This window comes from Lysobacter panacisoli (assembly GCF_009765165.1).
In the GTDB taxonomy this organism is placed as follows: domain Bacteria; phylum Pseudomonadota; class Gammaproteobacteria; order Xanthomonadales; family Xanthomonadaceae; genus Lysobacter_J; species Lysobacter_J panacisoli.
The window spans coordinates 111,520-135,342 of sequence record NZ_VLNU01000001.1 but is presented as its reverse complement, the minus strand read 5'-3'; the positions used below and the strand labels follow the sequence as shown (position 1 = coordinate 135,342).

General features: G+C 68.5%; 21 protein-coding genes. 12 read left to right on the top strand and 9 right to left on the bottom strand.

Annotation, left to right across the window (positions count from 1 at the left end; all coding sequences use genetic code 11):
• Nucleotides 1–50: 50 nt before the first annotated feature.
• The gene (locus tag FOF45_RS00685) at nt 51–422 is read right to left on the bottom strand and encodes a hypothetical protein (RefSeq protein WP_158982115.1); all 372 of its coding nucleotides are present in this window, start codon (nt 420–422) and stop codon (nt 51–53) included.
• Between the two features lie 107 nt (nt 423–529).
• Between FOF45_RS00685 and FOF45_RS00680 the strand changes: the two genes are divergently transcribed.
• The gene (locus FOF45_RS00680) at nt 530–2,095 is read left to right on the top strand and encodes a phospholipase D family protein (RefSeq protein WP_158982114.1); all 1,566 of its coding nucleotides are present in this window, start codon (nt 530–532) and stop codon (nt 2,093–2,095) included.
• 4 nt (nt 2,096–2,099) lie between these two features.
• Here FOF45_RS00680 and FOF45_RS00675 read toward each other — a convergent pair whose 3' ends face one another.
• Both FOF45_RS00675 and mfd read right to left on the bottom strand, forming a co-directional pair.
• Nucleotides 2,100–2,627 carry a SixA phosphatase family protein gene (locus FOF45_RS00675; RefSeq protein WP_158982113.1) on the bottom strand — a complete coding sequence of 176 codons (528 nt, stop codon included), beginning with the start codon at nt 2,625–2,627 and terminating at the stop codon, nt 2,100–2,102.
• A 40-nt stretch (nt 2,628–2,667) separates the two neighbouring features.
• The gene (gene mfd, locus FOF45_RS00670) at nt 2,668–6,129 is read right to left on the bottom strand and encodes a transcription-repair coupling factor (protein ID WP_158982112.1); all 3,462 of its coding nucleotides are present in this window, start codon (nt 6,127–6,129) and stop codon (nt 2,668–2,670) included.
• Nucleotides 6,130–6,321: 192 nt separating this feature from the next.
• Between mfd and FOF45_RS00665 the strand changes: the two genes are divergently transcribed.
• Together FOF45_RS00665 and FOF45_RS00660 are read left to right on the top strand one after the other, a co-directional pair.
• On the top strand, nt 6,322–6,789 hold the full coding sequence (locus tag FOF45_RS00665; RefSeq protein WP_158982111.1) for a MarR family winged helix-turn-helix transcriptional regulator: 468 nt from the start codon (nt 6,322–6,324) through the stop codon (nt 6,787–6,789).
• 112 nt (nt 6,790–6,901) lie between these two features.
• Nucleotides 6,902–7,327, top strand: coding sequence for an organic hydroperoxide resistance protein (locus tag FOF45_RS00660; protein WP_158982110.1), 426 nt, complete (start codon nt 6,902–6,904; stop codon nt 7,325–7,327).
• A 63-nt stretch (nt 7,328–7,390) separates the two neighbouring features.
• Here FOF45_RS00660 and FOF45_RS00655 read toward each other — a convergent pair whose 3' ends face one another.
• Together FOF45_RS00655 and FOF45_RS00650 are read right to left on the bottom strand one after the other, a co-directional pair.
• Nucleotides 7,391–8,440: a class I SAM-dependent methyltransferase gene (locus FOF45_RS00655; RefSeq protein WP_158982109.1), complete on the bottom strand. Its 1,050-nt coding sequence runs from the start codon at nt 8,438–8,440 to the stop codon at nt 7,391–7,393.
• A gap of 103 nt (nt 8,441–8,543) precedes the next feature.
• A complete protein-coding gene (locus FOF45_RS00650) occupies nt 8,544–9,095 on the bottom strand; it encodes a GNAT family N-acetyltransferase (protein WP_158982108.1) in 552 nt (183 codons plus the stop codon).
• 66 nt (nt 9,096–9,161) lie between these two features.
• Between FOF45_RS00650 and FOF45_RS00645 the strand changes: the two genes are divergently transcribed.
• Entirely contained in the window at nt 9,162–9,512 is a 351-nt protein-coding gene (locus FOF45_RS00645) for an MmcQ/YjbR family DNA-binding protein (protein ID WP_158982107.1), read from the top strand.
• A gap of 97 nt (nt 9,513–9,609) precedes the next feature.
• Nucleotides 9,610–10,524 (top strand): cation diffusion facilitator family transporter, encoded by a 915-nt coding sequence (locus tag FOF45_RS00640; protein ID WP_158982106.1) that lies wholly within the window; start codon nt 9,610–9,612, stop codon nt 10,522–10,524.
• A gap of 152 nt (nt 10,525–10,676) precedes the next feature.
• Here the strand turns inward: FOF45_RS00640 and FOF45_RS00635 are convergent, their stop codons facing one another.
• Nucleotides 10,677–11,537, bottom strand: a complete 861-nt coding sequence (locus tag FOF45_RS00635) for a 23S rRNA (adenine(2030)-N(6))-methyltransferase RlmJ (RefSeq protein WP_158982105.1) — start codon at nt 11,535–11,537, stop codon at nt 10,677–10,679.
• A 119-nt stretch (nt 11,538–11,656) separates the two neighbouring features.
• Here FOF45_RS00635 and creB point away from each other — a divergent pair, with 119 nt between their 5' ends.
• From creB to FOF45_RS00610, 5 genes are all read left to right on the top strand, one after another.
• The gene (gene creB / locus FOF45_RS00630; protein WP_158982104.1) at nt 11,657–12,328 is read left to right on the top strand and encodes a two-component system response regulator CreB; all 672 of its coding nucleotides are present in this window, start codon (nt 11,657–11,659) and stop codon (nt 12,326–12,328) included.
• A complete protein-coding gene (creC, locus tag FOF45_RS00625) occupies nt 12,328–13,755 on the top strand; it encodes a two-component system sensor histidine kinase CreC (protein WP_158982103.1) in 1,428 nt (475 codons plus the stop codon). The genes creB and creC overlap by 1 nt, the downstream gene beginning before the upstream one ends.
• 86 nt (nt 13,756–13,841) lie before the next feature.
• Nucleotides 13,842–15,188 (top strand): cell envelope integrity protein CreD, encoded by a 1,347-nt coding sequence (gene creD, locus FOF45_RS00620; protein ID WP_325063835.1) that lies wholly within the window; start codon nt 13,842–13,844, stop codon nt 15,186–15,188.
• Between the two features lie 99 nt (nt 15,189–15,287).
• The gene (locus FOF45_RS00615) at nt 15,288–15,917 is read left to right on the top strand and encodes a GNAT family N-acetyltransferase (RefSeq protein ID WP_233264014.1); all 630 of its coding nucleotides are present in this window, start codon (nt 15,288–15,290) and stop codon (nt 15,915–15,917) included.
• Entirely contained in the window at nt 15,914–16,837 is a 924-nt protein-coding gene (locus FOF45_RS00610; RefSeq protein ID WP_158982100.1) for a carbon-nitrogen hydrolase family protein, read from the top strand. The genes FOF45_RS00615 and FOF45_RS00610 overlap by 4 nt, the downstream gene beginning before the upstream one ends.
• Before the next feature lie 3 nt (nt 16,838–16,840).
• On the opposite strand, the gene FOF45_RS00605 is transcribed toward FOF45_RS00610, so the two are convergent.
• The gene (locus FOF45_RS00605) at nt 16,841–17,389 is read right to left on the bottom strand and encodes a phosphatase PAP2 family protein (protein WP_158982099.1); all 549 of its coding nucleotides are present in this window, start codon (nt 17,387–17,389) and stop codon (nt 16,841–16,843) included.
• The gene (locus tag FOF45_RS00600) at nt 17,386–18,558 is read right to left on the bottom strand and encodes a glycosyltransferase family 4 protein (protein WP_158982098.1); all 1,173 of its coding nucleotides are present in this window, start codon (nt 18,556–18,558) and stop codon (nt 17,386–17,388) included. Before FOF45_RS00600 ends, FOF45_RS00605 begins: the two co-directional genes overlap by 4 nt.
• Before the next feature lie 219 nt (nt 18,559–18,777).
• Here FOF45_RS00600 and FOF45_RS00595 point away from each other — a divergent pair, with 219 nt between their 5' ends.
• Nucleotides 18,778–20,310, top strand: coding sequence for an OpgD/OpgG family glucan biosynthesis protein (locus FOF45_RS00595; protein ID WP_199244412.1), 1,533 nt, complete (start codon nt 18,778–18,780; stop codon nt 20,308–20,310).
• A gap of 35 nt (nt 20,311–20,345) precedes the next feature.
• The gene (gene mdoH / locus FOF45_RS00590) at nt 20,346–22,235 is read left to right on the top strand and encodes a glucans biosynthesis glucosyltransferase MdoH (protein ID WP_158987109.1); all 1,890 of its coding nucleotides are present in this window, start codon (nt 20,346–20,348) and stop codon (nt 22,233–22,235) included.
• 35 nt (nt 22,236–22,270) lie between these two features.
• Here the strand turns inward: mdoH and ppx are convergent, their stop codons facing one another.
• Complete coding sequence (ppx, locus tag FOF45_RS00585) at nt 22,271–23,800, bottom strand: exopolyphosphatase (protein WP_158982097.1); 1,530 nt, start codon at nt 23,798–23,800, stop codon at nt 22,271–22,273.
• Nucleotides 23,801–23,823 lie beyond the last annotated feature (23 nt).

The window sequence follows — 23,823 nt, the reverse complement described above, 5'->3', positions numbered from 1 at the left end:
CGCCGCGATATCCGTCGCATGTACGCCGGTGCGCGGTCGAATGGCGTCGATCAGGGCAGCGCGTCCTCCACGCGCAGCGTCGCCACGGGCGCAGCGCCGTGCGCGAGGCGCAACAGGGTGATGCGCCACGGTGCGGTCGTCCGCGCCGTCGCATCCGATGCATGGATGATCACGTCCTCGGCACCGGCCTCGCGTTCGACGCGCAGGCGCACTTCGGCGTCGCCGGCATGGATGCACTGCACGTCGGGCGGGCAGCGTGAATCGTCGAACGTACCGACGTAGCGCAGTCGCGCGTGCCCGGGAAGGTCGATGCTCTGGCCCGGTCGCAGCGACGCTTCCAGCGGCAGCGCGGGCGTGGGCGTGGTGGCGCATCCGGCGACAGTGAGGAGCAGCAGCGCGACGACGGCGCGGATCGGCTTCATGACGGGCATGCGGATGCGGGGAAGGCCAGTCTACCCAAAGCCGTCGCGTGAACGGTCGTTGCAGGTGGGGCGGATAGAATCGACGCAATGTCCCGCACCGGATCGCCATGACCCGAAAGCTGCGATGGATTGCGATCGTCGTGCTGGCATTGGTGCTGGCCTCGCTGCTGTCGGTCTACAGCTACGGACGATTCGCACAGCGTGCGCGCGGCGCGCCGTCGCAGGCGTTGCCGGCGGACCGTGTCGAGACCGCGCTCGATCGCGCCGTCGCACCGCTGGAACAGGCGCGTCCCGGCCAGGCGGGACTGTCGCTGGTGGCCGACAACCTCGATGCCTTCGCCGTGCGCGCCGTCACCGCGCGCGCGGCGGGACGCAGTCTCGACGTCCAGTACTACATATGGAAGCCGGACCTCACCGGCAACCTGATCGTGCACGAACTGCTGCGCGCCGCCGATCGCGGCGTGCGCGTGCGCCTGTTGCTGGACGATCTCAACGCGGGCGCGAAGGACTCGGTGCTGGCGGCGCTGGATCGCCATCCCAACGTCGAAGTGCGTCTGTTCAATCCCGCGCGCGGACGCCAGAACTTCATCGTGCGCGGCACCGAGATGCTGTTGCGCGGCCTAAGCCTCAACCGGCGCATGCACAACAAGGCGTGGATCGCGGACGGACGCGTGGCGGTGGTCGGAGGGCGCAACATCGGCGACGAGTATTTCGGTGCGGCGGAGGCGTCCAACTTCCTCGATGCCGACCTCGCCGTGGTCGGCCCGCCGGTCGCGGAGACCGCGAAGATCTTCGACGCCTACTGGAACCACGGCAACGCGATCCCGCTCGAAGCGCTGGTGGATAGCGACGAACTGTCCCTGCATCGACTGCGTCGCGTCGGCGCGCTGGAGTATCGATCGAAGGACGCGGCGCCCTACGCCGAACGGCTGGCGAAATCGCCGAGCGTGCAGGAGCTGTGGCGCGGCGAGCGCAAGCTGCGCTGGACGCGCGATGCCCACGTGTATTCCGATCCGCCCGAAAAGACCGATGGTGCGCCGCGTCGCGACTGGCTGATCGATGCGCTGATCCCGCCGACCGCGTCCGCGCGGCGCGAGCTGTACATCATCTCGCCGTACTTCGTGCCCGGCGACGACGGCGTGGCCGCGATGCTGCGCCTGCGCCAGCGCAACGTTCGCGTCAGCGTGCTGACCAATTCGCTGTCCGCGACCGACGTCGCCGCGGTGCACGGCGGCTATGCGCCATACCGTGTGCCGCTGCTGAAAGGCGGCGTGGACCTGTTCGAACTCAAGGCGCGCGGTCCGCGCGGGGGCGGCCTGGGCTTGCTCGGTTCTTCATCCAGCGACGCCAGCCTGCACACGAAGGCGTTCATGGTCGATGGCGAAGTGGGCTTCGTCGGATCGTTCAACCTCGATCCACGCTCGATCAACCTCAACACCGAGATGGGCATCCTGTTCAACGATCGCCAGCTCACCGCCGACCTGCAGCGCATCTACGAGTGGAAGATCGAACGCAACAACAGTTATCGACTGTGGCTGGACGACGGCGAACTGCGCTGGGAGGACGGCACGACGAATCCACCGACGATGTGGAGCCATGACCCCGCCGCGAGCTGGAGCCGTCGCGCGATGGCGAAGGTGGTCGGCTGGTTGCCGGTGGAATCGCAGCTGTAGCGCGTCAGGGCTGCTGCTTCGTCTCGCGCAGCGTGGCGTGGCCCTGCGCATCGATGCGGACGGTGGTGAGGCGGTCGTACTCCGCTTCCGTCATCGGTGTCGCCTCGCAACCGCACAGCGCCGAGGCGATGCCGGGCACCGTGTTGCTGTGGCCGACGATTAGCACGGTCTGGCCGGTGCGCTCGCGCCGCAACGCGGTCGCGAAATCGGCGGCGGGCTGCTTCGCATCGTAGGTGATCGTCGTCAGTCCGTGAGACCGTGCCGTTGGCGCAGCGGTCTGCTGCGTGCGCCGGTACGCGGTGGAATACACCGCCGACAGCGGCAGGTCGGCGAACTCGCGCGACAGCGACTGCGCGCGCGCTTCGCCCGCGACGGTGAGCGCCGGATCGTCGGAACCGTCGCCGACCTTCTCCGCATGTCGCACCAGCACGAAGGTCGTGGCCTGTGCGGAGGTGTCCGCGTCGGCACGCGGCGTGGATGCGCAACCGCCGAGCAGCAGGAGCGGGAGCAGGGCGGTCAGCGCGGTCTTCATGCAGGCATCCAGCAAGAGTGGTGCGCCACGATAGCCGACCTCAGGCCGCCGGTTGAAGCGCGGTGAGCAACCCGCGCGCGGCGAGCACGCGCGAAGACGCATCGGGCAGGTCGAGCGTCATGCGCAGCTTGTCCGGGCCTTCCATGCGATAGAGCTTGGGCTGCCCTTGGATCAGGCGGATCACCGCCATCGGATCGACGTTGGGCTTCTCGACGAAATGCAGGCGTCCGCCCTTGTCGCCGAGGTCGAGCTTGCGCACGCCGAGGTGCGTCGCGCGCAGCTTCAGTTCGGCAACCGCGAACAGGTGCTTGGCCGCATCCGGCAACAGACCGAAGCGGTCGATCATCTCCACCTGCAGTTCGCGCAGTTCGTCCGCATCGCGCGCGCTGCTGATGCGCTTGTACAAGGTCAGGCGTGTGTGTACGTCCGGCAGGTAGTCGTCGGGGATCAACGCCGGCACGCGCAGTTCGACTTCCGCGCCGCGTGCTTCGTGCCCGTCGACATCGGGCAGCTTGCCCTGGCGGATCGAACGCACCGCGCGTTCGAGCAGCTCGGTGTACAGGCTGAAGCCGACCTCGGCCATCTGGCCGCTCTGTTCCTCGCCGAGGAGTTCGCCCGCACCACGGATCTCCAGGTCGTGCGTGGCGAGTGTGAAGCCGGCACCGAGTTCGTCCATCGCCGCGATCGCGTCCAGGCGTTTGCGCGCGTCGTCGGTCATCGCCTTGCGCTCGGGCACGACGAGGTAGGCATAGGCGCGATGGTGCGAACGACCGACACGGCCGCGCAGCTGGTGCAGCTGGGCGAGGCCGAAACGATCCGCACGGTTGATGACGATGGTGTTGGCGTTGGGGATGTCGATGCCCGACTCGATGATCGTCGTCGACAACAGCACGTTGAAGCGCTGCTTGTGGAAGTCGAGCATCACGCGTTCCAGCTCGCGTTCCGGCATCTGTCCGTGGGCGATGCCGATGCGCGCTTCGGGCACGAGTTCCTGCAGCTGTCGCTGCATGCGGCCGATGCTCTCCACGTCGTTGTGCAGGAAGTACACCTGGCCGCCGCGCGAGAGTTCGCGCTGGAACGCCTCGCGCAGCTGCATGTCGTCCCACGGCACGACGAAGGTCTGCACCGCCAGGCGGTGCGCCGGCGGCGTGGCGATGATCGACAGATCGCGCAGGCCCGCCATCGCCATGTTGAGCGTGCGCGGGATCGGCGTGGCAGTGAGGGTGAGCAGGTGCACGTTGGCGCGCAGCGCCTTCAGCGCTTCCTTCTGGCGTACGCCGAAACGCTGTTCCTCGTCGACGATCACCGCGCCGAGGTCCTTGAAGCGGACGTCCGGCTGCAGCAGACGGTGCGTGCCGACGATCACGTCGATCGTGCCCTCGGACACCTTCGCCAGTTCGGTCTCGATTTCCTTCTTCGTCTTGAAGCGCGACAGCACTTCGACCTTGATCGGCCAGTCGGCGAAACGGTCGCGGAAATTGCGGTAGTGCTGTTCGGCCAGCAGCGTGGTCGGCACGAGTACCGCCACCTGCTTGCCGCTCATCGCGCTGACGAAGGCCGCGCGCACTGCGACTTCGGTCTTGCCGAAGCCGACATCGCCGCAGACCACGCGGTCCATCGGCTGGCTGGAAGCGAGATCGCGGATCACCGCTTCGATCGCCGAATGCTGGTCCGGCGTTTCCTCGAACGGGAATGCAGCCGCGAACGGTTCGTACGCCGTGCGATCCACGTCGATCGCAAGCCCCGCGCGAGCCTGGCGCTTGGCCTGGATCTCGAGCAGTTCGGCGGCGACGTCGCGCACTTTCTCGGCGGCCCTGCGCTTGGCCTTCGTCCACTGCTCGCCACCGAGCGAATGCAGCGGCGCGGTCTCTTCGCTGGCGCCGGAGTAGCGGTTGATCAGGTGCAACTGCGCGACCGGCACGTACAGGCGATCGCCCTTGGCGTACTCGATCTCGAGGTACTCGGCCGGCATGCCGCCGGCTTCGAGCGTCACCAGTCCGCGATAACGACCGACGCCGTGGTCTTCGTGGACGATGGGCGCGCCTTCGCTGAGTTCGCCCAGGTCCTTGATGATCGCTTCCGGCTCGCGGCCGACGCGACGACGGCGACGCGGCTGGCTGGCGCGCTCGGGGAAGAGCTGTCGTTCGGTGAGCACCGCCAGCGCCGGTTCGGTGGTGGCGAAACCGTCGTCCAGCGGCGCGACCGCGATGGCGAAGCGTTCGCCGCCGAGCGCGAACGACGGCCAATCGGCCAGCACCTGCGGCGCCAGCGACGCGCCCTGCAGCAGTTCCAGCAGCGCTTCGCGGCGGCCCGGCGAATCAGCGGCGATCAGCACGCGACCGGGATAGCTCGACAGGAACGATTTGAGCGCATCGGCCGGTGCATGGTCGCGCGCGGCGATCGGCAGTGCGGGCGCGGGCTGGTCGCCGAGCGCACTGGCGCGTTCGCGCTGCGCGTGGCCTTCACCGCAGACTTCCACGCGCGAGCCCTGGTTGAGCTTCTCGCGCAGCGCGTCCGGCGAAAGGTACAGCGCGTCGGGTGGCAGCAGCGGGCGTTCGACGTCGTGGCGACGCTGTTCGTAGCGCTCGCCCGTGTGCGACCAGAACTGGTCGGCCGCGTCCATCGCGCCGTCGGCGATGATCGGCAGCACGCCCTTGGACAGGTAGTCGAACAGTGTCGAGGTCGAATCGAAGAACAGCGGCAGGTAGTACTCGATGCCCGGCGCGGCAAGGCCGGCCTTGAGGTCCTGGTAGAGCGCGCTGCGACGCGTGTCGAGATCGAAGCGTTCGCGCAGCGCATCGAGCGCGCGCTTGAGCGCGGCGTCGTCCAGCGGCACTTCGCGGCCCGGCAGCAGGTGCACCGCATCGAAGCGGTCGAGCGAACGCTGCGATTCCGGATCGAACGCGCGGATCGTCTCGATCTCGTCGTCGAGCAGTTCGACTCGGAACGGCTGGTCCGCGCCCATCGGATACACGTCGAGCAGGCCGCCGCGCACGGCGAAATCGCCCGGATCCAGCACCTGCGGCACGTGGCGATAGCCGGCGGATTCGAGTCGGCGCTTCTCGGCGTCGAGGTCCAGGCGCTGGCCGACCTTCACGTCGAAACTTCCGCCGACCACGTGCTTGAGCGGGGCCAGTCGCTGCAGCAGCGTCTGCACCGGCACGATCACGATGCCGCACGCCAGGCTTGGCAGTCGATGCAGCGCGGCCAGGCGCTGGCTGACGATGTCTGGATGCGGGCTGAAGACGTCGTAGGGCAGCGTTTCCCAGTCGGGGAAGGCGACCACCGGCAAGTCGTCGCGCCGGCCCAGCAACGTGTGCAGGTCGGATTCGAGCTGGTGCGCGCCGTGGTTGTCGCGGGCGACGACCAGCAGCGGCGCGTCATGGGCCTGCGCGGCGGCGGCGATGTGGTACGCCAGTGCCGAGGCCGAAGCGGGCGCGCGCCACCATGCGCGCTGTCCGGCCTTGGGCAGGGGAGGGGTCTGGATTGCGGACTTCGGCATTGCGCAGGGGGCCCGGTCAAAACGAGGACAGCGCCGGCAGCCGTCGCCGCCAGCGCAAAGAGGCCTGCATTTTACGTGACCGCCATGAACACGCGGTCGCAGGCGGCGGTCCGGCGGGGTGGATCGCAGCGTTGCGCTGGCGGAGATAAAGATAGCTTGCAATTAGATAGCGCGCTATGTAAATTGCGGCCCATGAAGAACGCCCCCGCCCGCAAGCCCGCCAAGGCGAAGAACCTGCTGCAGCTGGATGAGCAGTTGTGCTTCGCGCTGTATTCGACCGGGCTGGCGCTCAACAAGGTCTACCGCCGGCTGCTCACGCCGCTGGGGCTGACCTATCCGCAGTACCTGGCGATGTTGGTGCTGTGGGAGCGCGACGGCGTGACGGTGTCGGAGATCGGCGAACGCCTGTTCCTCGATTCGGCGACGCTGACGCCGTTGCTCAAGCGCATGGAAACCGCGGGACTGATCACCCGAACCCGCGGCACCCACGACGAACGCCAGGTCGTCATCGAACTGACGACCGAAGGGCGCGCGCTGAAGGCGCAGGCGAAGGCGATTCCGAGCGAGTTGTTGTGCGCGTCCGAATGCGAGCTGGAAGACATCGTCACGCTGAAGCAGCAGCTGGAATCGCTGCGCGGCGGGCTGATGAAGAACGGCTGATGCAGGTTGATCCGAACCAGATTCACGTCAAATACATAGCGCGCTATAAAATAGCGAACTAATCACAGGCCGTCCGGCCATCCACCGCAGTCCCCCACCAAGGAGTCATCCCATGTCCCTCGACCAGGTCCTCTACACCGCCCACGCCAGCGCCACCGGTGGCCGCGACGGCCGTGCCGTTTCGTCCGACAACGTGCTCGACGTCAAGCTCACCACGCCGCGTGAACTCGGCGGCGCGGGCGGCGAAGGCACCAATCCGGAACAGCTGTTCGCGGCCGGCTACTCGGCCTGCTTCCTCGGCGCGCTGAAGTTCGTCGCCGGCAAGGAGAAGGTGCAGCTCCCGGCCGATGCGCGCATCGATGGCAGTGTCGGCATCGGTCCGATCCCGGCCGGCTTCGGCATCCAGGTCGAGTTGAAGATCGCGCTGCCGGGCCTGGCCCGCGAGCAGGCCGAGGCGCTGGTCGAGAAGGCGCACCACGTGTGCCCGTATTCCAACGCGACGCGCGGCAACATCGACGTCACGCTGACCGTGGTCTGACCGCGAAGATGCGCGACGCGGGCCGGATAGCGCCCGCGTCGCGCTGGCCCCCTCGCTAGCCGTTCACGGCCGCGCCTCGAACACCAGGTTGAACGGTGTCTGCGTGGCGCGGCGGAAGCGGGTGAAGCCCGCTTCTTCCATCACTGCGCGCAGCCGCGCCTCGCCGGCCTGCGCGCCCAGCGCCGGGCCGTTGCGCGCCAGCGATACCGGCACGCAGATCTGCGAGGACGCGCCGTAATACACGCGGCCGACGGGATTGAGGTTCTCTTCCACGCGATCGCCCGCGAACGGCTCCACCAGCATGCAGATGCCGTCGGGATTGAGCGCCTTCAGCGCATGCCGCGCCGCGCCGACCGGGTCGCCCATGTCGTGCAGGCAATCGAAGAAGCAGATCAGGTCGAAATGATGGCCGGTGTAGCCGGTCGCATCGGCGGTTTCGAAATATGCGTTGTCCACGCCGGCCTGTTTCGCGCGTTCGCGCGCGACTTCTATCGACGGCGCGTGGTAGTCGTAACCGATGAACGTGGATTTCGGGAACGCCTGCGCCATCAGCGTGGTGCTCGCGCCGTGGCCGCATCCGACATCGGCGACCTTGCCGCCGGCGCGCAGCTTCTCGAGCGTGCCGTCCAGCGCGGGCAGCCATTCGGTGATCAGGTGCGCGTTGTAGCCGGCGCGGAAGAAGCGTTCGGTGCCGTGGAACAGGCAGGGATGGTGTTCGCCCCATTCCATGCCCTTGCCGGTGCGGAAGTTTTCCTTGGTGTGTTCGAGTGCGTGGAAGGTCGCCTCGACGATCGAATACGCGCCGGGCAGATCGACCGGACCGCCGGGATCGGCCAGGCACAGCGCCTGTTCCTCGCTGAGCGAATAGGTATCGCTCGCCGCGTCGTACTGGACGTAGCCACCGGCCGCCTGGTTGCCGAGCCATTCGCGGATGTAGCGCTCATGGGTGCCGGTCTGGCGGGCCAGTTCCGCCGCGCCCATCGGCTTCTTCGCCAGTGCGCGGTACAGGCCGAGATGGTCGCCCACCAGCATCAGGGTCGCGCTGATCGCGGCGCCGAGGTCGCCGACCGCCTGGCCCAGGAACTGGTTGAGTCGCTGTTCGTCGATGCTCATGGTGTGAGTCCGGAAGGATGTCCTTCCGTGGACGCGCGACGCGGCCCGTCGCAGGCCCCCCAGGCAAGATCGTCCAACGCGGCGCAACGGCGCCGCCGGCCAGTCAGTGTTTGCCGGCCTTCAGGTCCAGCGACACGCGGACAAGGCCGGGTGCGTCCTGCTGGAGTTCGCGCTCGAAGCCCAGCGACTGCGCCAGCGCGAGCATCGCCTGGTTGTGCTCGAACACATCGCCATAGACGCGGTCGAGCTTCTTGCCGCGCGCCCATTTCACCAGACGGGTCATCAGGTAGCGGCCCAGTCCCATGCCGGCCACGTAATGGCTGACCAGGATCGCGAATTCCGCGTTGCGGCCACCCTCATCGACGGCGATGCGCGCGACCGCGCCGATCAGCGCTTCGCCGGGCGGCAGCGGTTCGGCCGCGACCAGGGCGAATTCAGTCTTCGGATTCACCCGGGTCATCCGGTCGGCCATGTCGACCGTGAGTTCCTTCAGCGCATACAGGAAGCGCTGGCGCACTTCTTCCGGCTGCAGCAGCGTGAAGCTGGCGCGGATGGGCTCGGCGTCCTCGGGCCGGATCGGGCGTATCAACACCTCGCGTCCATTGGGGAGACGCATCCGTTCATGCCAAGGCGGGAGTCGTTCGCGCGCGGCCATGTCCGGATATTGGCACACTTCGCTTCTAGGCCGTATTCACAATCTTCACGGGGACGGGAACGCGCGATGGACGGAGCTGGGCTGCAGGAATGGGTGGGCGGATGGCCCGGGGGCGAGTCCGGCATGAAGTGGGAGGACGACCTGGTCTTCACGGTCGCAGGCAAGATGTTCTGCGTGGTCTGCGTGCGTGGGCCCAAGCAGGGGAGCATGAGCTTCAAGGTCGAGGACGAGCGCTTCCTAGAGCTGACCGAGCGCCCCGGCTTCCAGCCGGCCCCGTACCTGGCCCGGGCGCACTGGGTGTACCTCGAAGATCCGGGTCGGGTGCCCGTGGCGGAGCTGCGCGCGCTGCTGCGCCGCAGTTACGAACTGGTGCGCGCCCGTCTGCCGAAGAAGACCCAGCGCGAGCTGGCCGACTGACTGCGGGCGGGCCGCCGCGCGGGCGCGGGCGCGTCGCGAGCCGGTGCTAGACTCGCGCGGCTTCAGCACTCCTCATCAAGATCAAGGGACGAACGGCATGGCAGGTGGTGGTGATTCGACGCGCGCGATCTTCTTCGCGCTGGGCGCCAATTTCGCGATCGCGGTCGCCAAGGGCGTGGCTGCCTTCTTCACCGGCTCCAGCGCGATGCTGGCCGAGACGGTGCATTCGCTCGCGGACTGCGGCAACCAGCTGCTGCTCCTGCTGGGCATGCGCCAGGCCAAGCAGCCGCCGTCGCCGGATTACCCGCTGGGCTACGGCAAGGCGATCTATTTCTGGTCGTTCCTCGTCGCGGTGATGCTGTTCACCGTCGGCGGCATGTTCTCGCTGTACGAGGGCATCCACAAACTGCAGCACCCCGAACCGGTGAAGTACTGGTGGTGGGCTGCCAGTGTGCTGACGTTCGGCATCATCGCCGAGGCCGTTTCGATGCGCGCCTGCCTGCAGGAAGTGAACAAGGCCCGTGGCGATCGTTCCCTGTGGCAGTGGTTCCGCGAGAGCCGCCAGGCTGAACTGGTGGTGATCTTCGGCGAGGATCTGGCCGCGCTGCTGGGCCTGGTGTTCGCGCTGATCGCGGTCGGCATGACCGTGGCGACGGGCAACCCGCTGTGGGACGCGATCGGCACCATCGTGATCGGCGCGCTGCTGATCGTCGTGGCGGTGTTCGTGGCCATCGAGGTCAAGGCGATGCTGATCGGCCAGAGCGTCGATCCGGCGCGCCAGCAGCAGATGCGCGAGTTCCTCGAAGGCCGCCCGGAGATCGTCCGCGTGATCAGCCTGATCACCTTGCAGCTGGGCAACGAGGTGCTGGTGTCGGTGCAGGCGCAGATGCGCGAGGAGCACGGCGTGCCCGGGCTGGTCGACCAGATCAACACGGTCGAGCGCGCACTGAAGCAGAGTTTCCCGGAAGTGCGCTGGAGCTTCTTCGAGCCGGATCGCAAGCTGGTCGCCTGAACCCCTCTCCCGACGCGCTTCGCGCGTCGACCTCTCCCGCAATGGGAGAGGTGGGAGTCGTCACGCTCTGAAAATGTCCCGTAAGTTCCACCCTCTCCCCTTGCGGGAGAGGGTCGGTCGGCAACGCCGATCGGGAGAGGGGGAGGGCGACCTCAGGCCGCCCGCACCAGCCACTCCACGCGCCCGGCCGCGCCCGCTTCCTCGCCCAGTACCTTCGCCAGCAGCGGCACCACGCCTGCGAGCGTCTGGTCCAGCTGCCACGGCGGATTGAGCACGAGCAGGCCGCTGCCGTTCATGCGCAGCGGAGAGTCGTCCGGACGCACCTGCAGTTCCACCACCAGCGACGATTTAGCCGGCAGCGCCGCGGCGCGGCGGTAGAACGGCTGCAGCGAACGGCGCAGCTTGATCGGATACCACAGCGCGTAGGTGCCCTGCGGCCAGCGGCCAAGCGCATCGCGCAGCGCGCCTAGCGCGGTGTCGAACTCCTCCAGCTGCGCTTCGTACGGCGGGTCGATCAGCACCAGCCCGCGGTTGTAGCGCGTCTCGCCGATGCGCGGCGGCAGCAGCGCCTTCATCGCGGCGTAGCCGTCGCGCGTGTGCACGGCCACGCGCGGATCGCGCTCGAACACCGCGCGCAGCTGGCCGGCTTCCTCGGGCTGCAGTTCGCAGGCGGCGATGCGGTCCTGCTCGCGCAGCGCATGCGCGAGCAGCCACGGCGAACCGGGGTAGGCGGCGCTGCCGTGATCGTGCCGGCAGGCGCGCACGGCCGCGAGGTAGCGCGCGATCGCCGGATGCTTGGGCGCCTCGGCGATCAGGCGGCCGATTCCGCCCTCGGCTTCGCCGGTGCGCTGCGCCGAGTTGCTGTCCAGCGCGTACAGGCCGCGGCCACCGTGCGTGTCCAGCGCGAATACCGGCGCGGGCTTGGCGACCAGCGCATCGCACAGGGCGAGCACGGTGATGTGCTTGAGCACGTCGGCGTGGTTGCCGGCATGGAAGGCGTGGCGATAGTTCATGGAAGCCGGGCGTGGAGGCGGGATTCGCGGAATCCGGGCGGAAAGCATAGCCGTCCCATCCCCTCGGCGCGCTGCTGCGTGCAGAATTGCCCCGACCCACCACCACGGCACGCCCCCGAATGCGCATCCTCCTGGTCGACGACGAACCCGCGATCGCGCAGATCGTCGTGCACGCGCTGCGCGCGGAGGGGTTCGAGGCCGCGCACTGCCTGACCGGCGGCGAGGCGCTGGCCGCGGCGCGCTCGCAGGCGTTCGACCTGGCGATCCTCGACGTGGGCCTGCCCGACATCGGCGGCTTCGCGCTGTGCCGCGAACTGCGCCGCCACGGCGACCTGCCGGTGATCTTCCTGACCGCGCAGAACGCCGAGGCCGATCGCATCCTCGGTCTGGAGATCGGCGCCGACGACTACGTGACCAAGCCGTTCTCGCCCCGCGAACTGGTCGCGCGCGTGCGCGTGGTGCTGCGCCGCGTGCATCCGGCGCCCGCGGGCGCCAGCGCCGACGCGTTCGCGCACGACGCGGACGGCAGGCGCATCCGTTTCCGCGGCCGTCCGCTGGACCTGACCCGCTACGAGTACGGCCTGCTCGCCGCACTGCTGCAACGACCCGGTGCGGTGCTCTCGCGCGCGCAACTGATGGACCGCGTGTGGGGCGATGCGCTGGAAAGCGGCGACCGCACCGTCGACACGCACATCAAGACATTGCGCGCCAAGCTGCGCGACGTCGCGCCCGATGCCGATCCGATCCGCACCCATCGCGGCCTGGGCTACTCGCTGGACGTGGACGCCTGATGAAGATCGGTCTGCGCATCTTCCTCGGCTACTTCGTGATCGTCGCGGTCGCGGCGCTGCTGTTGGCGCAGGTGTTCGTCGCGCAGGTGAAGCCCGGCGTCCGCCAGGCGATGGAGGACACGCTGGTTGACACCGCCAACGTGCTGGCCGAACTGGCCACCGACGATTTCCTCGCCGGCCGCATCGACAGCGGCGATTTCGCCCGCCGCGTGCGCGCGATGGCGCAACGCGACTACGGCGCGCAGATCTGGGGCTTCGGCAAGCGTTCCTCGCAGTACCGCATCTACGTCACCGACGCGCGCGGGATCGTGGTGTTCGACAGTGGCGGGCGCGACGTCGGCAAGGACTACTCGCGCTGGAACGATGTCTACCTGACGCTGCGCGGCCGCTACGGTGCGCGTTCGACCCGCGCCGAATACGCCGATCCGGATTCCACCGTGATGCACGTGGCGGCGCCGATCCGCGACGCACAGGGACGCATCATCGGCGTGCTGACCGTAGCCAAGCCCAATCGCGCCATCGCGCCGTTCATCGATCGCAGCCAGCGCGTGGTCGAACGCTGGGGCGCGGTGTTGATGGGCGTTTCGCTGCTGATCGGCCTGGTCGCGGCGTGGTGGCTGTCGCGCCAGCTCGGCATGTTGCGCCGCTACGCCAACGCGGTCACCGCGGGCGAGCGCGCGACGCTGCCGGCGACGGCGGGCGAGTTCGGCGAACTCGGTCGCGCGCTGGAAACCATGCGCGCGCGCTTGGAAGGCAAGCAGTACGTCGAACACTACGTGCACACGCTGACGCACGAAATGAAGAGCCCGCTCGCGGCGATCCGCGGCAGTGCCGAACTGCTGGAAGGGCCGCTCGATGACGCCGACCGCGCACGCTTCATCGCCAGCATCCGCAGTCAGAGCGACCGCCTGGCGCAGATGATCGACAAGATGCTGGCGCTGGCCGCGGTCGAGCATCGCCAGCGTCTCGACCATCCGGAAGTACTGCAACTCGACACGCTCGTCGAAGATGCCGCCGTGCAGTGCGCGACGCGGCTCGCGCAGGCAGGACTGACGCTCGACCACGAGCATGCCGGCGCGTTGCCGCCGGTGCATGGCGATCCGTTCCTGCTGCGCCAGGCGATCGTCAACCTGATCGAGAACGCCATCGACTTCGCGCCGCGCGGCAGCGGCATCGAACTGCGCCTGTTCCGCGACGGCGAGCGCCAGGCGGTGGAAGTGCGCGACCGCGGTCCGGGCATTCCCGACTACGCCGTGGGTCGCGTGTTCGAACGGTTCTATTCGTTGCCGCGCCCGGGCAACGGCAGCCGCAGCAGCGGGCTGGGCTTGTGCTTCGTGGCCGAAGTGGCCGCGCTGCACGGCGGCGAGGCCGCGCTGTTCAACCGCGAGGACGGCGGCGCGGTCGCGCGCATCGCGCTTCCGGGCTAGGGCACTTCACCGTCGCTTCACCGTCGCGCCATCGTGCGCGCACCCTCGTCGCCGACCCTGTCGCCATTCCACGACAGGAGTTGTCCATGCTGCGCCTTGCACTGAAGGTCGGGTTCGTCTTCGTTCTGACGCTCGCGATCCTCATCCCGCTGTCGATGATCGGCGGCGTCATCCACGAACGGCAGGAATACCGGGCGCAGGCGGTCGCCGACATCGCGCGCAGCTACGCCGGCGCGCAGTCGTTCGCCGGACCGGTGCTGGTGGTCCCATACACGCAGGTGGAGGAAGTCGAAGATCCCACGCCGTACGATCCGCACCGCAAGGTCCAGCGCACGAAGACCGACTACTGGACGTTCTTCCCCGCCGCACTGGACGTGCGCGGTCCGATGCGGCCGGACACGCGCCGGCGCGGGCTGTACGAGGTGCGCGTGTACGAATGGCAGGGGCGGGCGAAGGCGCGCTTCGACGTGCGCATTCCCGAGGACGCCGCCGTCACCGGGCGCCAGATCGGTCGTCCGTACCTGAGCTACGCCATCGCCGACGTGCGCGGTCTGCGGGCCGCGCCGCGCCTGCGCGTGAACGGTCGCGAGATGGCACTGGAAGAAGGCATGGGCAGTCGCGACGGTCCGGGCCTGCACGTCCGCCTCGATGCGCCCGCCGCAGGACAGGCGCTCACCGTGGATACCGATCTCGACATCCGCCTGGGCGGCACGGAGTCGCTCGCGCTGGTGCCGCTGGGCAAGAGCAACCGGTTCGCGCTGGAATCGAGCTGGCCGCATCCGAGCTTCGGCGGCACCTCGCCCCGCCACGACATAGATGCGCGAGGGTTCCATGCGGACTGGGAAATCGCGTCGGTGGCGAGCACCGCGCAACGCCAGTTCCTTGAAGGACGTTCGCTGCCTGAGCTGGGCGAAGGCGCGGCCAGCATGCGTGGCCTCGACGCGGTGGGCGTCTCGCTGATCGATCCGGTCGACATCTACACCCAGTCCGACCGCGCCACCAAGTACGGCGTGCTGTTCGTGTTGCTGACCTTCGTCGGCTTCTTCATCTTCGAGTTGATCAAGCAGCTGCCGATCCACCCGATCCAGTACGGCCTGGTCGGTCTGTCGCTGGCGATCTTCTTCCTGCTGCTGGTCAGCCTGAGCGAGCACTTCGATTTCCTCTACAGCTACTTCGCCGCCAGCGCCGCGTGCATCGGCCTGCTCGGTTTCTACCTGAGCGCGGTACTGCGCAGCGTGGGGCGCGGACTGGGCTTCGCGGCGATGCTGGCCACGCTGTACGCGGCGCTGTACGGCCTGCTGGTGTCGGAGGACAACGCGCTGGTGCTCGGCGCGGGCCTGCTGTTCCTGGTGCTGGCCACGATCATGGTGATCACCCGCCGTGTCGACTGGTACCAGCTGGCCGGTGCGCGCCCGGCGCCGCGTCTGGAATGAGGAGACTCGCGGCCGTGGGCGGAAGCCCGCGGCCGCGTTCGTCGTGGACGCGATCGCCTCCCACCCATCCGCCTGCCAGGGGCCACTACCATGTATGTCATGGACGTCACTTCTCCCGAAACCGCCCGCCCGCTCGACGTCCGCTGCTACGGCGGCGCCGCGATCGAACCGTGGCTGGACGACCTGGCTCGCCTGCGCATCAGCGTGTTCCGCGACTGGCCCTACCTCTACGACGGCGACGCCGCCTACGAGGCGAGCTACCTGAAGACCTATCTGCAGTCGCCGCGCAGCGTCGCCGTGCTCGCCTTCGACGGCGACCGTGTGGTCGGCGCCTCCACCGGCCTGCCGCTGGTGGACGAATCGGAGGAATTCCTCGCGCCGTTCGACGGCGTGTCGGTGGCGCCGCAGGAAGTCTTCTACTGCGGCGAGTCGGTGCTGCTGCCGGCGTATCGCGGTCGCGGCATCGGACATCGCTTCTTCGACGAACGCGAAGCGCACGCGCGCAGTTATGGCGACTACGCGTGGACCGCGTTCTGCGCGGTCGACCGCGACCCGTCGCATCCGCGTCGTCCCGCCTTCCATCGCGGCAACGAGGCGTTCTGGAACAAGCGCGGCTACCGCCCGCGCTCCGACATCCGCGCAAACCTTGCGTGGCGCGAAGTCGGACAGGCCGGCGAGACCGGTCACACCCTCACGTTCTGGCTGCGACCACTGGAGCGCACCCGATGACCAACTTGCAGGAAATCCTGGCCGACGGCACGCTCAAGGTTGCCGTCGCCAAGTACACGATCGACGCGCCGGCCGACTTCGAGGCCTTCGCGAACAAGCAGGCGCAGTGGCTGGACGAAGCGCGCGAACGAGGCGCGCAGATGGCGGTACTGCCGGAATACCTGTCGCTGGAACTGGCGGCGACGTTCGACGAGGCCACGCGCAGCGAGCTGCAGGCATCGCTCGTCGCGACGCAGCGCTACCACGGCGCGTGGCTGGCGTTGTTCGCGCGGCTCGCGCGCGAGCGCAGCATGCACGTGGTGGCGGGCACGTTCCTGCTCGACAACGGCGTGGGCCGTTACCGCAACCGGAGCTACGTCTTCGCACCGGACGGCAGCCACGTCTGGCAGGACAAGCTGCGCCTGACCGGCTTCGAGAAAGGCACCGGCGTGATCGAGTCGGGCGATGAGCTGAAGGTGTTCGAGACCGCCGGCGTGCGCAGCGCAGTGTCGGTCTGCTACGACAGCGAGTTTCCGCTGCCGGTGCGCGCGCAGTGCGAAGCCGGCGCGCGATTGCTGATCGTGCCCAGCTGCACCGACACCGAGGCCGGCGCGACCCGCGTGCGCGTGGGCTGTCTTGCGCGCGCGCTGGAGAACCGTTGTTTCGTCGCGCAGGCCGTGACCGCGGGCATTGCGCCGTGGAGCCCCGCGCTCGACGTCAACACCGGCGAGGCCGCGCTGATCGCGCCGATGGACGTGGGCCTGCCGCACGACGGGATGATCGTCGAAACGCGCGGCGAGCAGCGCTGGGCGGTGGCGACGCTGGACTTCGCGGCGCTTGAGGCGAGTCGTGCGCACGCACAGGTGAGCAACGACCGCGACTGGGCGAGCCAGTATTTCCCGAGCGTGGCTCGGGCCAAAGTGGTGCGGGCGGCCGCGTAACCGTCAGAACAGCGACACGCCCGGCACCAGCCACAACGACACGCCCGCCAGCGTCGTACCGATCGCGGTTGCGGCCAGCACGTCGCTCGGATAGTGCAGGCCGAGCACCACGCGCGACGCCGCCACGCTCGCGGTGAATGGCACCAGTACCCATGCCAGCACCGGGTAGTGCGCGATCGCGACCAGGCTGAAGGCCACCGCGTGCAACGTGTGTCCGGACGGAAACGAGAACTCGTCCAGTGGCGCCACCCACGCGTGGATGCGCTGGTCGGACGCGAACGGACGCGGGCGTCGCGTCCAGCGCTTGAGCAGTTTGTACAGCGTCAGTGCGATCACGCCGGTCGCGGCCAGGTGCGCCGATGCGGCCAGTCCGTCCAAGCCGTCGATGACGATCAGCGCGCCCATCAGCACGTACCAGAACACGCCGTCGCCGAGGCGGCTCACCAGCGCGAAGTACGAACGCGAGCGGCCGCGTTCGCCCCAGCGGTTGACCCGCAGGCACCAGCCCGAATCGTTGGCGATCAGACGCTTTTGCAGGGCATGTCGGTTCATGACGCCTCCCGTTCCGTGGTGGACGAAGCCGTGGTGCCGTCGCGAGTGCGACGCGCGTGGCTGAGTTGCAGCAGTACCGAGTCGAAATCCGATGCGACCTGCTCCGGATGCAGGCCTGCGACCGCCTGCCGCGTGGCCATACGCATCGCGCCGCGGCTGAGGTCGTCGCCGGCCAGCCGTACGCACGCGGCGATGAAGGCGGCTTCATCGCCGGGCGGGATCGCCGCGCCATCGATGCCATCGCGCAGGTGCTCGCGGGCGGCGCCGTAGTCGAAGGCGACGGTCGGCACGCCGCTGGCCAGCGCTTCCAGGGTCACGTTGCCGAAGGTTTCGCTCAGGCTCGGGAACACGAACAGGTCGCCGCTGGCGAAATGGCGGGCGAGGGCTTCGCCGCGCTGCACGCCGCAGAACACGAAATCCGGGTTGTCCTGCTGCAGGCGCGCGCGCGCCGGTCCGTCGCCGACCCAGACGAAGCGCGCTTCCGGTCGCGACTGCTGCAATGCGCGGAAGGCACGCACCGCCAGGTCGAGGTTCTTCTCCGCGGCGATTCGGCCGACGTAGATCACGACCAGGCCGTTCTCGCCGACGCCCCACTGGGCGCGCAGCTGTGCGTCGCGATTACGCGGATCGAACAGGGCGGTGTCGACCGCGCGCGGCAGCCGCACCACGTTGGCGAAGCGCTGCTCCTGCAGGAACTGCGCGAGTTCGCGCGTCGGCACGAGGGTGGCATCGGCACTGTTGTGGAAGCGGCGCATCCAGCGCAGGGCGGTCTGCGCGAGGAACGCCGCACCGTAGTCGCGCATGTATTCGTCGAAGCGGGTATGGAAACCCGTCGCCGCCGGGATGCCGAGCCGGCGCGCCGCGCGCAACGCGGACCAGCCGAGCGGACCTTCGGTGGCGACGTAGATCGCATCGGGGGTGTTCTCGCGCCAGAACGTCTGCAGTCGGCCGCTGGCGGGCAGTCCCAGGCGCAGCCCGGGGTAGCGCGGCAGCGGGGCGCCGCGCACCAGCACCTCGTGCGCGGCCGGCGCTTCCTCGGCCGACTGGCGCGGACGGATCACCTGCACCTCGTGCCCACGGCTGCGCAGACCCTGTTCCAGTCCCTGCACGGTGAGGGCGACGCCGTTGACCTCGGGCGGATAGGTTTCGCTGACGATCGCGTAGCGCATGCGCGGCTCCCGGTTTGCGCAATCGTGATGCGCAGCGGTGAATCCAGGATGGCAGGTGGATGACGCGGGGATGACGCGGTTCTCGGAAAACCGCGACTGAAAACGGTTACCCGGTGTGACGGCCGTGAAAGGCCCGTGTCCGAGGGGTTTGCGTGGTGAGCCCGTTAACGAATCAATCCCTAGAATGAACCGTTTACCGTCATGGCCGAAGGAGTACGCGTGCACCGACGCGAAGTGTTGATGGCAGGACTGTCGTGGCCGTTGTGGTCGCTGTTGGCGGGAGGCGAAGCCCACGCCTTTGCGCCGGCCGGGGCCACGGTTCCCTTCGATGGCGAGACGGTGGCCAACCTGGCCAAGGCGCTGGCGGCCAAGCCGTTCGTGCCGCAGAGCAAGCAGCTGCCCGCGTCGCTGGAGAAGATCGGCTACGACCAGTACCGCAGCATCCGCTTCAACCCGGCGCAGGCGCTGTGGCGCAACGACGGCCTGCCGTTCCAGGCGCAGTTCTTCCATCGCGGCTTCTTCTTCCGCGATCGCGTGGACATGCACCAGGTCGCCGACGGCAAGGCCACGCCGGTGGTGTACCGGCCTTCGCAGTTCACCTTCGACGGCACGCCTGCGCCGAAGGAGAACGATCTGGGCTACGCGGGCTTCCGCCTGCATTCGCCGATCAACCGGCCCGAGTACTTCGACGAAGTCGCCGCGTTCCTCGGCGCGAGCTACTTCCGCGCCGTCGCGAAAGGCCAGGCCTATGGACTGTCCGCACGCGGACTGGCGTTGAAGACCGGCGGTCCGGCTGAGGAATTCCCGGTGTTCCGCGCGTTCTGGCTGGAACGACCGGCGCGCGGCGCCGGGCGCATCACCGTGCATGCGCTGATGGACAGCCCCAGCGTGGCAGGTGCGTACCGTTTCACCATCACCCCGGGCGTGGAGACGGTGTTCGACGTGTCGGCGCGACTGTACCCGCGCGTGGCGCTGGACCAGGCCGGCATCGCGCCGCTGACCAGCATGTTCCAGTTCGATTCCAACGACCGCGTCGGCATCGACGACTACCGTCCCGCGGTCCACGACTCCGACGGCCTGGGCATGATCAACGGGCGCGGCGAACAGATCTGGCGTCCGTTGCAGAATCCCTCGTCGATCCAGGAAAGCGGCTTCGAGGACGTCAACCCGCGCGGCTTCGGCCTGATGCAGCGCAAGCGCGCGTTCGCCGACTACGCCGACAGCGAGGCGCATTACGAGAAGCGGCCGAGTCTGTGGATCGAACCGCAGGGCGAGTGGGGCGAAGGTGCGGTGCATCTGTTCGAACTGCCGACGGCGGACGAATTCCACGACAACATCGTCGCGTTCTGGCGTCCGAAGCAGCCGCTCGCGGCCGGACGCGAACACCGCTTCGACTACCGCATGCACTGGTGCGACCAGCACAACTGGAAGCCGGAGCTGGCCACGGTCGCGCGCACGCGCATCGGCGGCCTGACCTTCGGCGAGAACACCGGGCGCGCAAGGCTGGTGGTGATCGACTTCGACGGCGGTCGACTCGAAGGGCTGGGTGACGGCGCCAAGGTGCGTGCCGACGTGAGTGCATCGAAGGGCCGCATCGCGAACGTCACCGCGCATCCGAATCCCGGCGCGGGCGGCTGGCGTCTGGGCTTCGAGCTCGTGCCCGGCGACGAACGCAGCATCGAACTGCGCGCGGTGCTCGGCGATGAGCGCGGTCCGCTGACCGAAACCTGGCTGTACCGGTGGACCCTGTGACCGACGTGCGCACCGTTTCCGACATCGGTCCGGCGATGGGTTCACCGACGCCGTGGCTGCCGGCTGAAGTGCCGCTGGACATGCCGGTGCAGACGCTGCGCGAAGGCGCGCTGCGCAATCCGAAGCTTCCCACCACGCCGCGCGCGATGGCGATGCGGCGTCTGGTCGTGATCGGCGGCGCCGCGCTGCTCACGCTGATCGCGACCTACCAGATCTGGTGGGTGCTGCGCGGCGGCGGAACCGATCTGCTGGAGGGACTGCTGCTGGTGCTGTTCATCGGCCTGTTCGCGTGGATCGCGCAGGCGTTCGTCAGTTCGCTCGCCGGTTTCGTGCTGATCGTCGGCGGCCATCGCGCGCGTCTGGGACTGAACGACGACGCTCCGCTGCCGTTGCTGAAGTCGCGTACGGCGCTGCTGATGCCGACCTACAACGAAGATCCCGAGCGGCTTCTCGCCGGCCTGCAGGCGATCTTCGAGTCGGTGCAGGCGACCGGGCAGCTGTCGAGTTTCGATTTCTTCGTCCTCAGCGACACCACGCGACCGGCGATCCAGGCCGACGAGGAGCGCGCGTTCCTCGCGCTGCGCGAACGCCTGGGCCACCACGCGCACCTGTTCTATCGCCATCGCAAGGACAACCACGAGCGCAAGGCCGGCAACATCGCCGAGTGGGTGCGACGCTTCGGCGGTGCGTACCCGCAGATGCTGATCCTCGACGCCGACAGCCTGATGACCGGCGACACCATCGTGCGCCTGGCCGACGCGATGGACCGTCATCCCGATGTCGCGCTGGTGCAGACGCTGCCGATGATCGTCAACGGCAACACGCTGTTCGCGCGCATGCAACAGTTCGCCGGCCGCGTGTACGGGCCGGTCATCGCGCACGGCATCGCGTGGTGGCACGGTTCGGAAAGCAACTACTGGGGCCACAACGCGATCATCCGCACGCGTGCGTTCGCCGAGCAGGGCGGCCTGCCCGAACTGCTCGGTCCCAAGCCGTTCCGCGGCACGGTGCTGAGCCACGATTTCGTCGAAGCCGCGCTGCTGCGCCGCGGTGGCTGGGCGTTGCACATGGTGCCCAACCTCGGCGGCAGCTACGAGGAAGGTCCGCCTTCGCTGACCGACATGCTCACCCGCGACCGCCGCTGGTGCCAGGGCAACCTGCAGCACAGCGCTGTGTTGCCGGCGAAGGGTCTGCACTGGGTGAGTCGTTGGCATCTGATGATGGGCATCGGCCATTACTTCACGTCGCCGATGTGGGCGATGCTGATGCTGGTCGGCCTGGCGATCCCGCTGTTCAAGGCTGGCCTCGGTCTGGACATGCTGACGCTGCCGGGCTTCTCGCCGGGCGCGTACTGGCGCGAGCAGGATCCGGAGCGCTTCATCTGGGTGTTCTTCCTGACCATGTCGGTGCTGCTGGCGCCGAAGTTCATGGGCTACCTGACGCTGTTCTTCGATCGCGACACGCGGCGCGGTTGCGGCGGCGCGATCCGCGCGTTCCTGAGCATGGTGCTGGAAACGCTGCTGGCGGCGTTGATGGCGCCGGTGACGATGTACGTGCAGTCGCGCGGCGTGGCTGAAGTACTGGCCGGCAAGGACTCGGGCTGGGATGCGCAGCGTCGCGACGACGGCACGCTGCCGCTGTCGGGACTGGTGCGTAGCTACGGCGGCGTGACCGTGCTCGGCGTGCTCGCAGGTGCGATGGCGTACTACATCTCGCCATCGCTGGCGGCGTGGATGGCGCCGGTGATCCTCGGCCTGCTGTTGTCGATCCCGATCGTCGCCTTCACCTCGGCGCGCGGGCCGGGCCTGCTGCTGCGGCGATGGAAGATGTTCTCGATCCCGGAAGAACACACGCCGCCGGGCGTGCTGGTGCGCGCCGCCGAACTGCGCGCGAAAGTACACGCCGACCAGATCGCGCGGTCGTAAGGCTCGGGTAGTGCGAAGGCGCGCGACTGCGCGCCTTAGATCGCCTCAAATTTCAGGACGACGCCGAGGCCGGCGATGTCTTCCGGCTCGCCCTCGAGATCGGCGCGCACCAGCGGGCGCGCGTCGAGCCAGCGACGCGATACGACGAGGATCAGGTTGTTGCCGTCGGCGCGGATTTCGAGCTGCGGGATCGGGTCGGCTTCGTGGGCGCGGTGCAGCAGCACCGCGAGCCGCAGCAGCACGGCGAGTCGGCGCGCGGACGGCAGCAGGCGGTCGGGCAGGGCATCGAACGCGGACTTGGGAATGCCGCGGCGATGCGTGCGCACCAGCGCCGCGAGGAAACGCTGCTGCTGTTGCGAGAAGCCGGCGATGTCGGAGTTCTCGACCACGTAGGCGCCGTGCACGTGGTACTGGCTGTGGGCGATCGCCAGTCCGAGTTCGTGCAGGCGCGCGGCACGCTGCAGCATCAGGCTGTCGTCGGCATCGAGCTGCCAGGCCTGCGAGACCTGCTGGAACAACCGCAGCGCCGTGGCTTCGACACGCCGTGCCTGGCCGTCGTCGATGCCGTAACGCTGCATCAGCGCCGCCACCGACGCATCGCGCGGATCGTCCGCGCCGCCACGGCCGAGCATGTCGTACAGCACGCCTTCGCGCATCGCCGCCTTGCTCACGGCCATGCGCTTGATGCCCAGCGCCGTGAACGCCGCTTCCAGCACGAGCACGCCGCCGGCGATCACCGGGCGCCGTTCCGAGGACAGGCCTGGCAGATCGATGGCGTCGATGCGGTCGGCCTGCAGCAGGCGGTCGCGCAGCACGGGCAGGGCTTCGGCGGTGACCGCGCCTTTGGTGAGTTTCATCGCCGCGCAGATGTCGCCGATGGCCTTGTTGGTGCCGGATGCGCCGAGCACCTCGTTCCAGCCGAGTGCGCGATAGGTGCCGGCGAACTGCTGGAACTCGGCGGTGACTTCGGTCAGCGCCTCTTTCCATTTCTTGCGCGAAAGCTTGCCGCTCTCGAAGAAGCGGCGCGTAGTGGCGACGCAGCCGGCCTGCAGGCTTTCGCGTTCGATGGCCTCGAAGCCCGATCCGATGATGCATTCGGTGGAACCGCCACCGATGTCGATCACCAGGCGCAGCTCGCCGGGCCGGGCCGGCTGCGCATGGGCGACGCCGAGGTAGATCAGGCGCGCCTCCTCGCGGCCGGCGACGACTTCGATGGCGTGGCCCAGCGCGGTTTCGGCGGGCATCAGGAAAGCTTGCGGCACCGCCAAGCGGCGCACGGTGTTGGTGGCGATGGCGCGCACGCGTTGCGGCGGGATGTCGCGGATGCGCTGGCCGAACCGGGCCAGGCATTCGAGCGCGCGCTGGCGTACTTCCGGCGCCAGTCCGCCGCGGCGGTCCAGGCCCTCGGCCATGCGCACGGTCTCGCGCAGGCGGTCGACCGTGCGCAGCTGGCCGAGCACGTAGCGCGACACGACCATGTGGAAGCTGTTGGACCCCAGGTCCACGGCAGCGAGCAGGTCGCCGTCGACGAGCGGCAGTTTGCTGGTGGGGAAGGCGTCGCTCATGCGCACATGATCCCCGCTAGGCC

Excerpts from the sequence above, each read along its gene's own strand:
- FOF45_RS00685 (WP_158982115.1), bottom strand. The coding sequence starts at position 422 with ATGAAGCCGATCCGCGCCGTCGTCGCGCTGCTGCTCCTCACTGTCGCC.
- FOF45_RS00680 (WP_158982114.1), top strand. The coding sequence starts at position 530 with ATGACCCGAAAGCTGCGATGGATTGCGATCGTCGTGCTGGCATTGGTG.
- FOF45_RS00675 (WP_158982113.1), bottom strand. The coding sequence starts at position 2,627 with ATGAAGACCGCGCTGACCGCCCTGCTCCCGCTCCTGCTGCTCGGCGGT.
- mfd (WP_158982112.1), bottom strand. The coding sequence starts at position 6,129 with ATGCCGAAGTCCGCAATCCAGACCCCTCCCCTGCCCAAGGCCGGACAG.
- FOF45_RS00665 (WP_158982111.1), top strand. The coding sequence starts at position 6,322 with ATGAAGAACGCCCCCGCCCGCAAGCCCGCCAAGGCGAAGAACCTGCTG.
- FOF45_RS00660 (WP_158982110.1), top strand. The coding sequence starts at position 6,902 with ATGTCCCTCGACCAGGTCCTCTACACCGCCCACGCCAGCGCCACCGGT.
- FOF45_RS00655 (WP_158982109.1), bottom strand. The coding sequence starts at position 8,440 with ATGAGCATCGACGAACAGCGACTCAACCAGTTCCTGGGCCAGGCGGTC.
- FOF45_RS00650 (WP_158982108.1), bottom strand. The coding sequence starts at position 9,095 with ATGGCCGCGCGCGAACGACTCCCGCCTTGGCATGAACGGATGCGTCTC.
- FOF45_RS00645 (WP_158982107.1), top strand. The coding sequence starts at position 9,162 with ATGGACGGAGCTGGGCTGCAGGAATGGGTGGGCGGATGGCCCGGGGGC.
- FOF45_RS00640 (WP_158982106.1), top strand. The coding sequence starts at position 9,610 with ATGGCAGGTGGTGGTGATTCGACGCGCGCGATCTTCTTCGCGCTGGGC.
- FOF45_RS00635 (WP_158982105.1), bottom strand. The coding sequence starts at position 11,537 with ATGAACTATCGCCACGCCTTCCATGCCGGCAACCACGCCGACGTGCTC.
- creB (WP_158982104.1), top strand. The coding sequence starts at position 11,657 with ATGCGCATCCTCCTGGTCGACGACGAACCCGCGATCGCGCAGATCGTC.
- creC (WP_158982103.1), top strand. The coding sequence starts at position 12,328 with ATGAAGATCGGTCTGCGCATCTTCCTCGGCTACTTCGTGATCGTCGCG.
- creD (WP_325063835.1), top strand. The coding sequence starts at position 13,842 with ATGCTGCGCCTTGCACTGAAGGTCGGGTTCGTCTTCGTTCTGACGCTC.
- FOF45_RS00615 (WP_233264014.1), top strand. The coding sequence starts at position 15,288 with ATGGACGTCACTTCTCCCGAAACCGCCCGCCCGCTCGACGTCCGCTGC.
- FOF45_RS00610 (WP_158982100.1), top strand. The coding sequence starts at position 15,914 with ATGACCAACTTGCAGGAAATCCTGGCCGACGGCACGCTCAAGGTTGCC.
- FOF45_RS00605 (WP_158982099.1), bottom strand. The coding sequence starts at position 17,389 with ATGAACCGACATGCCCTGCAAAAGCGTCTGATCGCCAACGATTCGGGC.
- FOF45_RS00600 (WP_158982098.1), bottom strand. The coding sequence starts at position 18,558 with ATGCGCTACGCGATCGTCAGCGAAACCTATCCGCCCGAGGTCAACGGC.
- mdoH (WP_158987109.1), top strand. The coding sequence starts at position 20,346 with ATGGGTTCACCGACGCCGTGGCTGCCGGCTGAAGTGCCGCTGGACATG.
- ppx (WP_158982097.1), bottom strand. The coding sequence starts at position 23,800 with ATGAGCGACGCCTTCCCCACCAGCAAACTGCCGCTCGTCGACGGCGAC.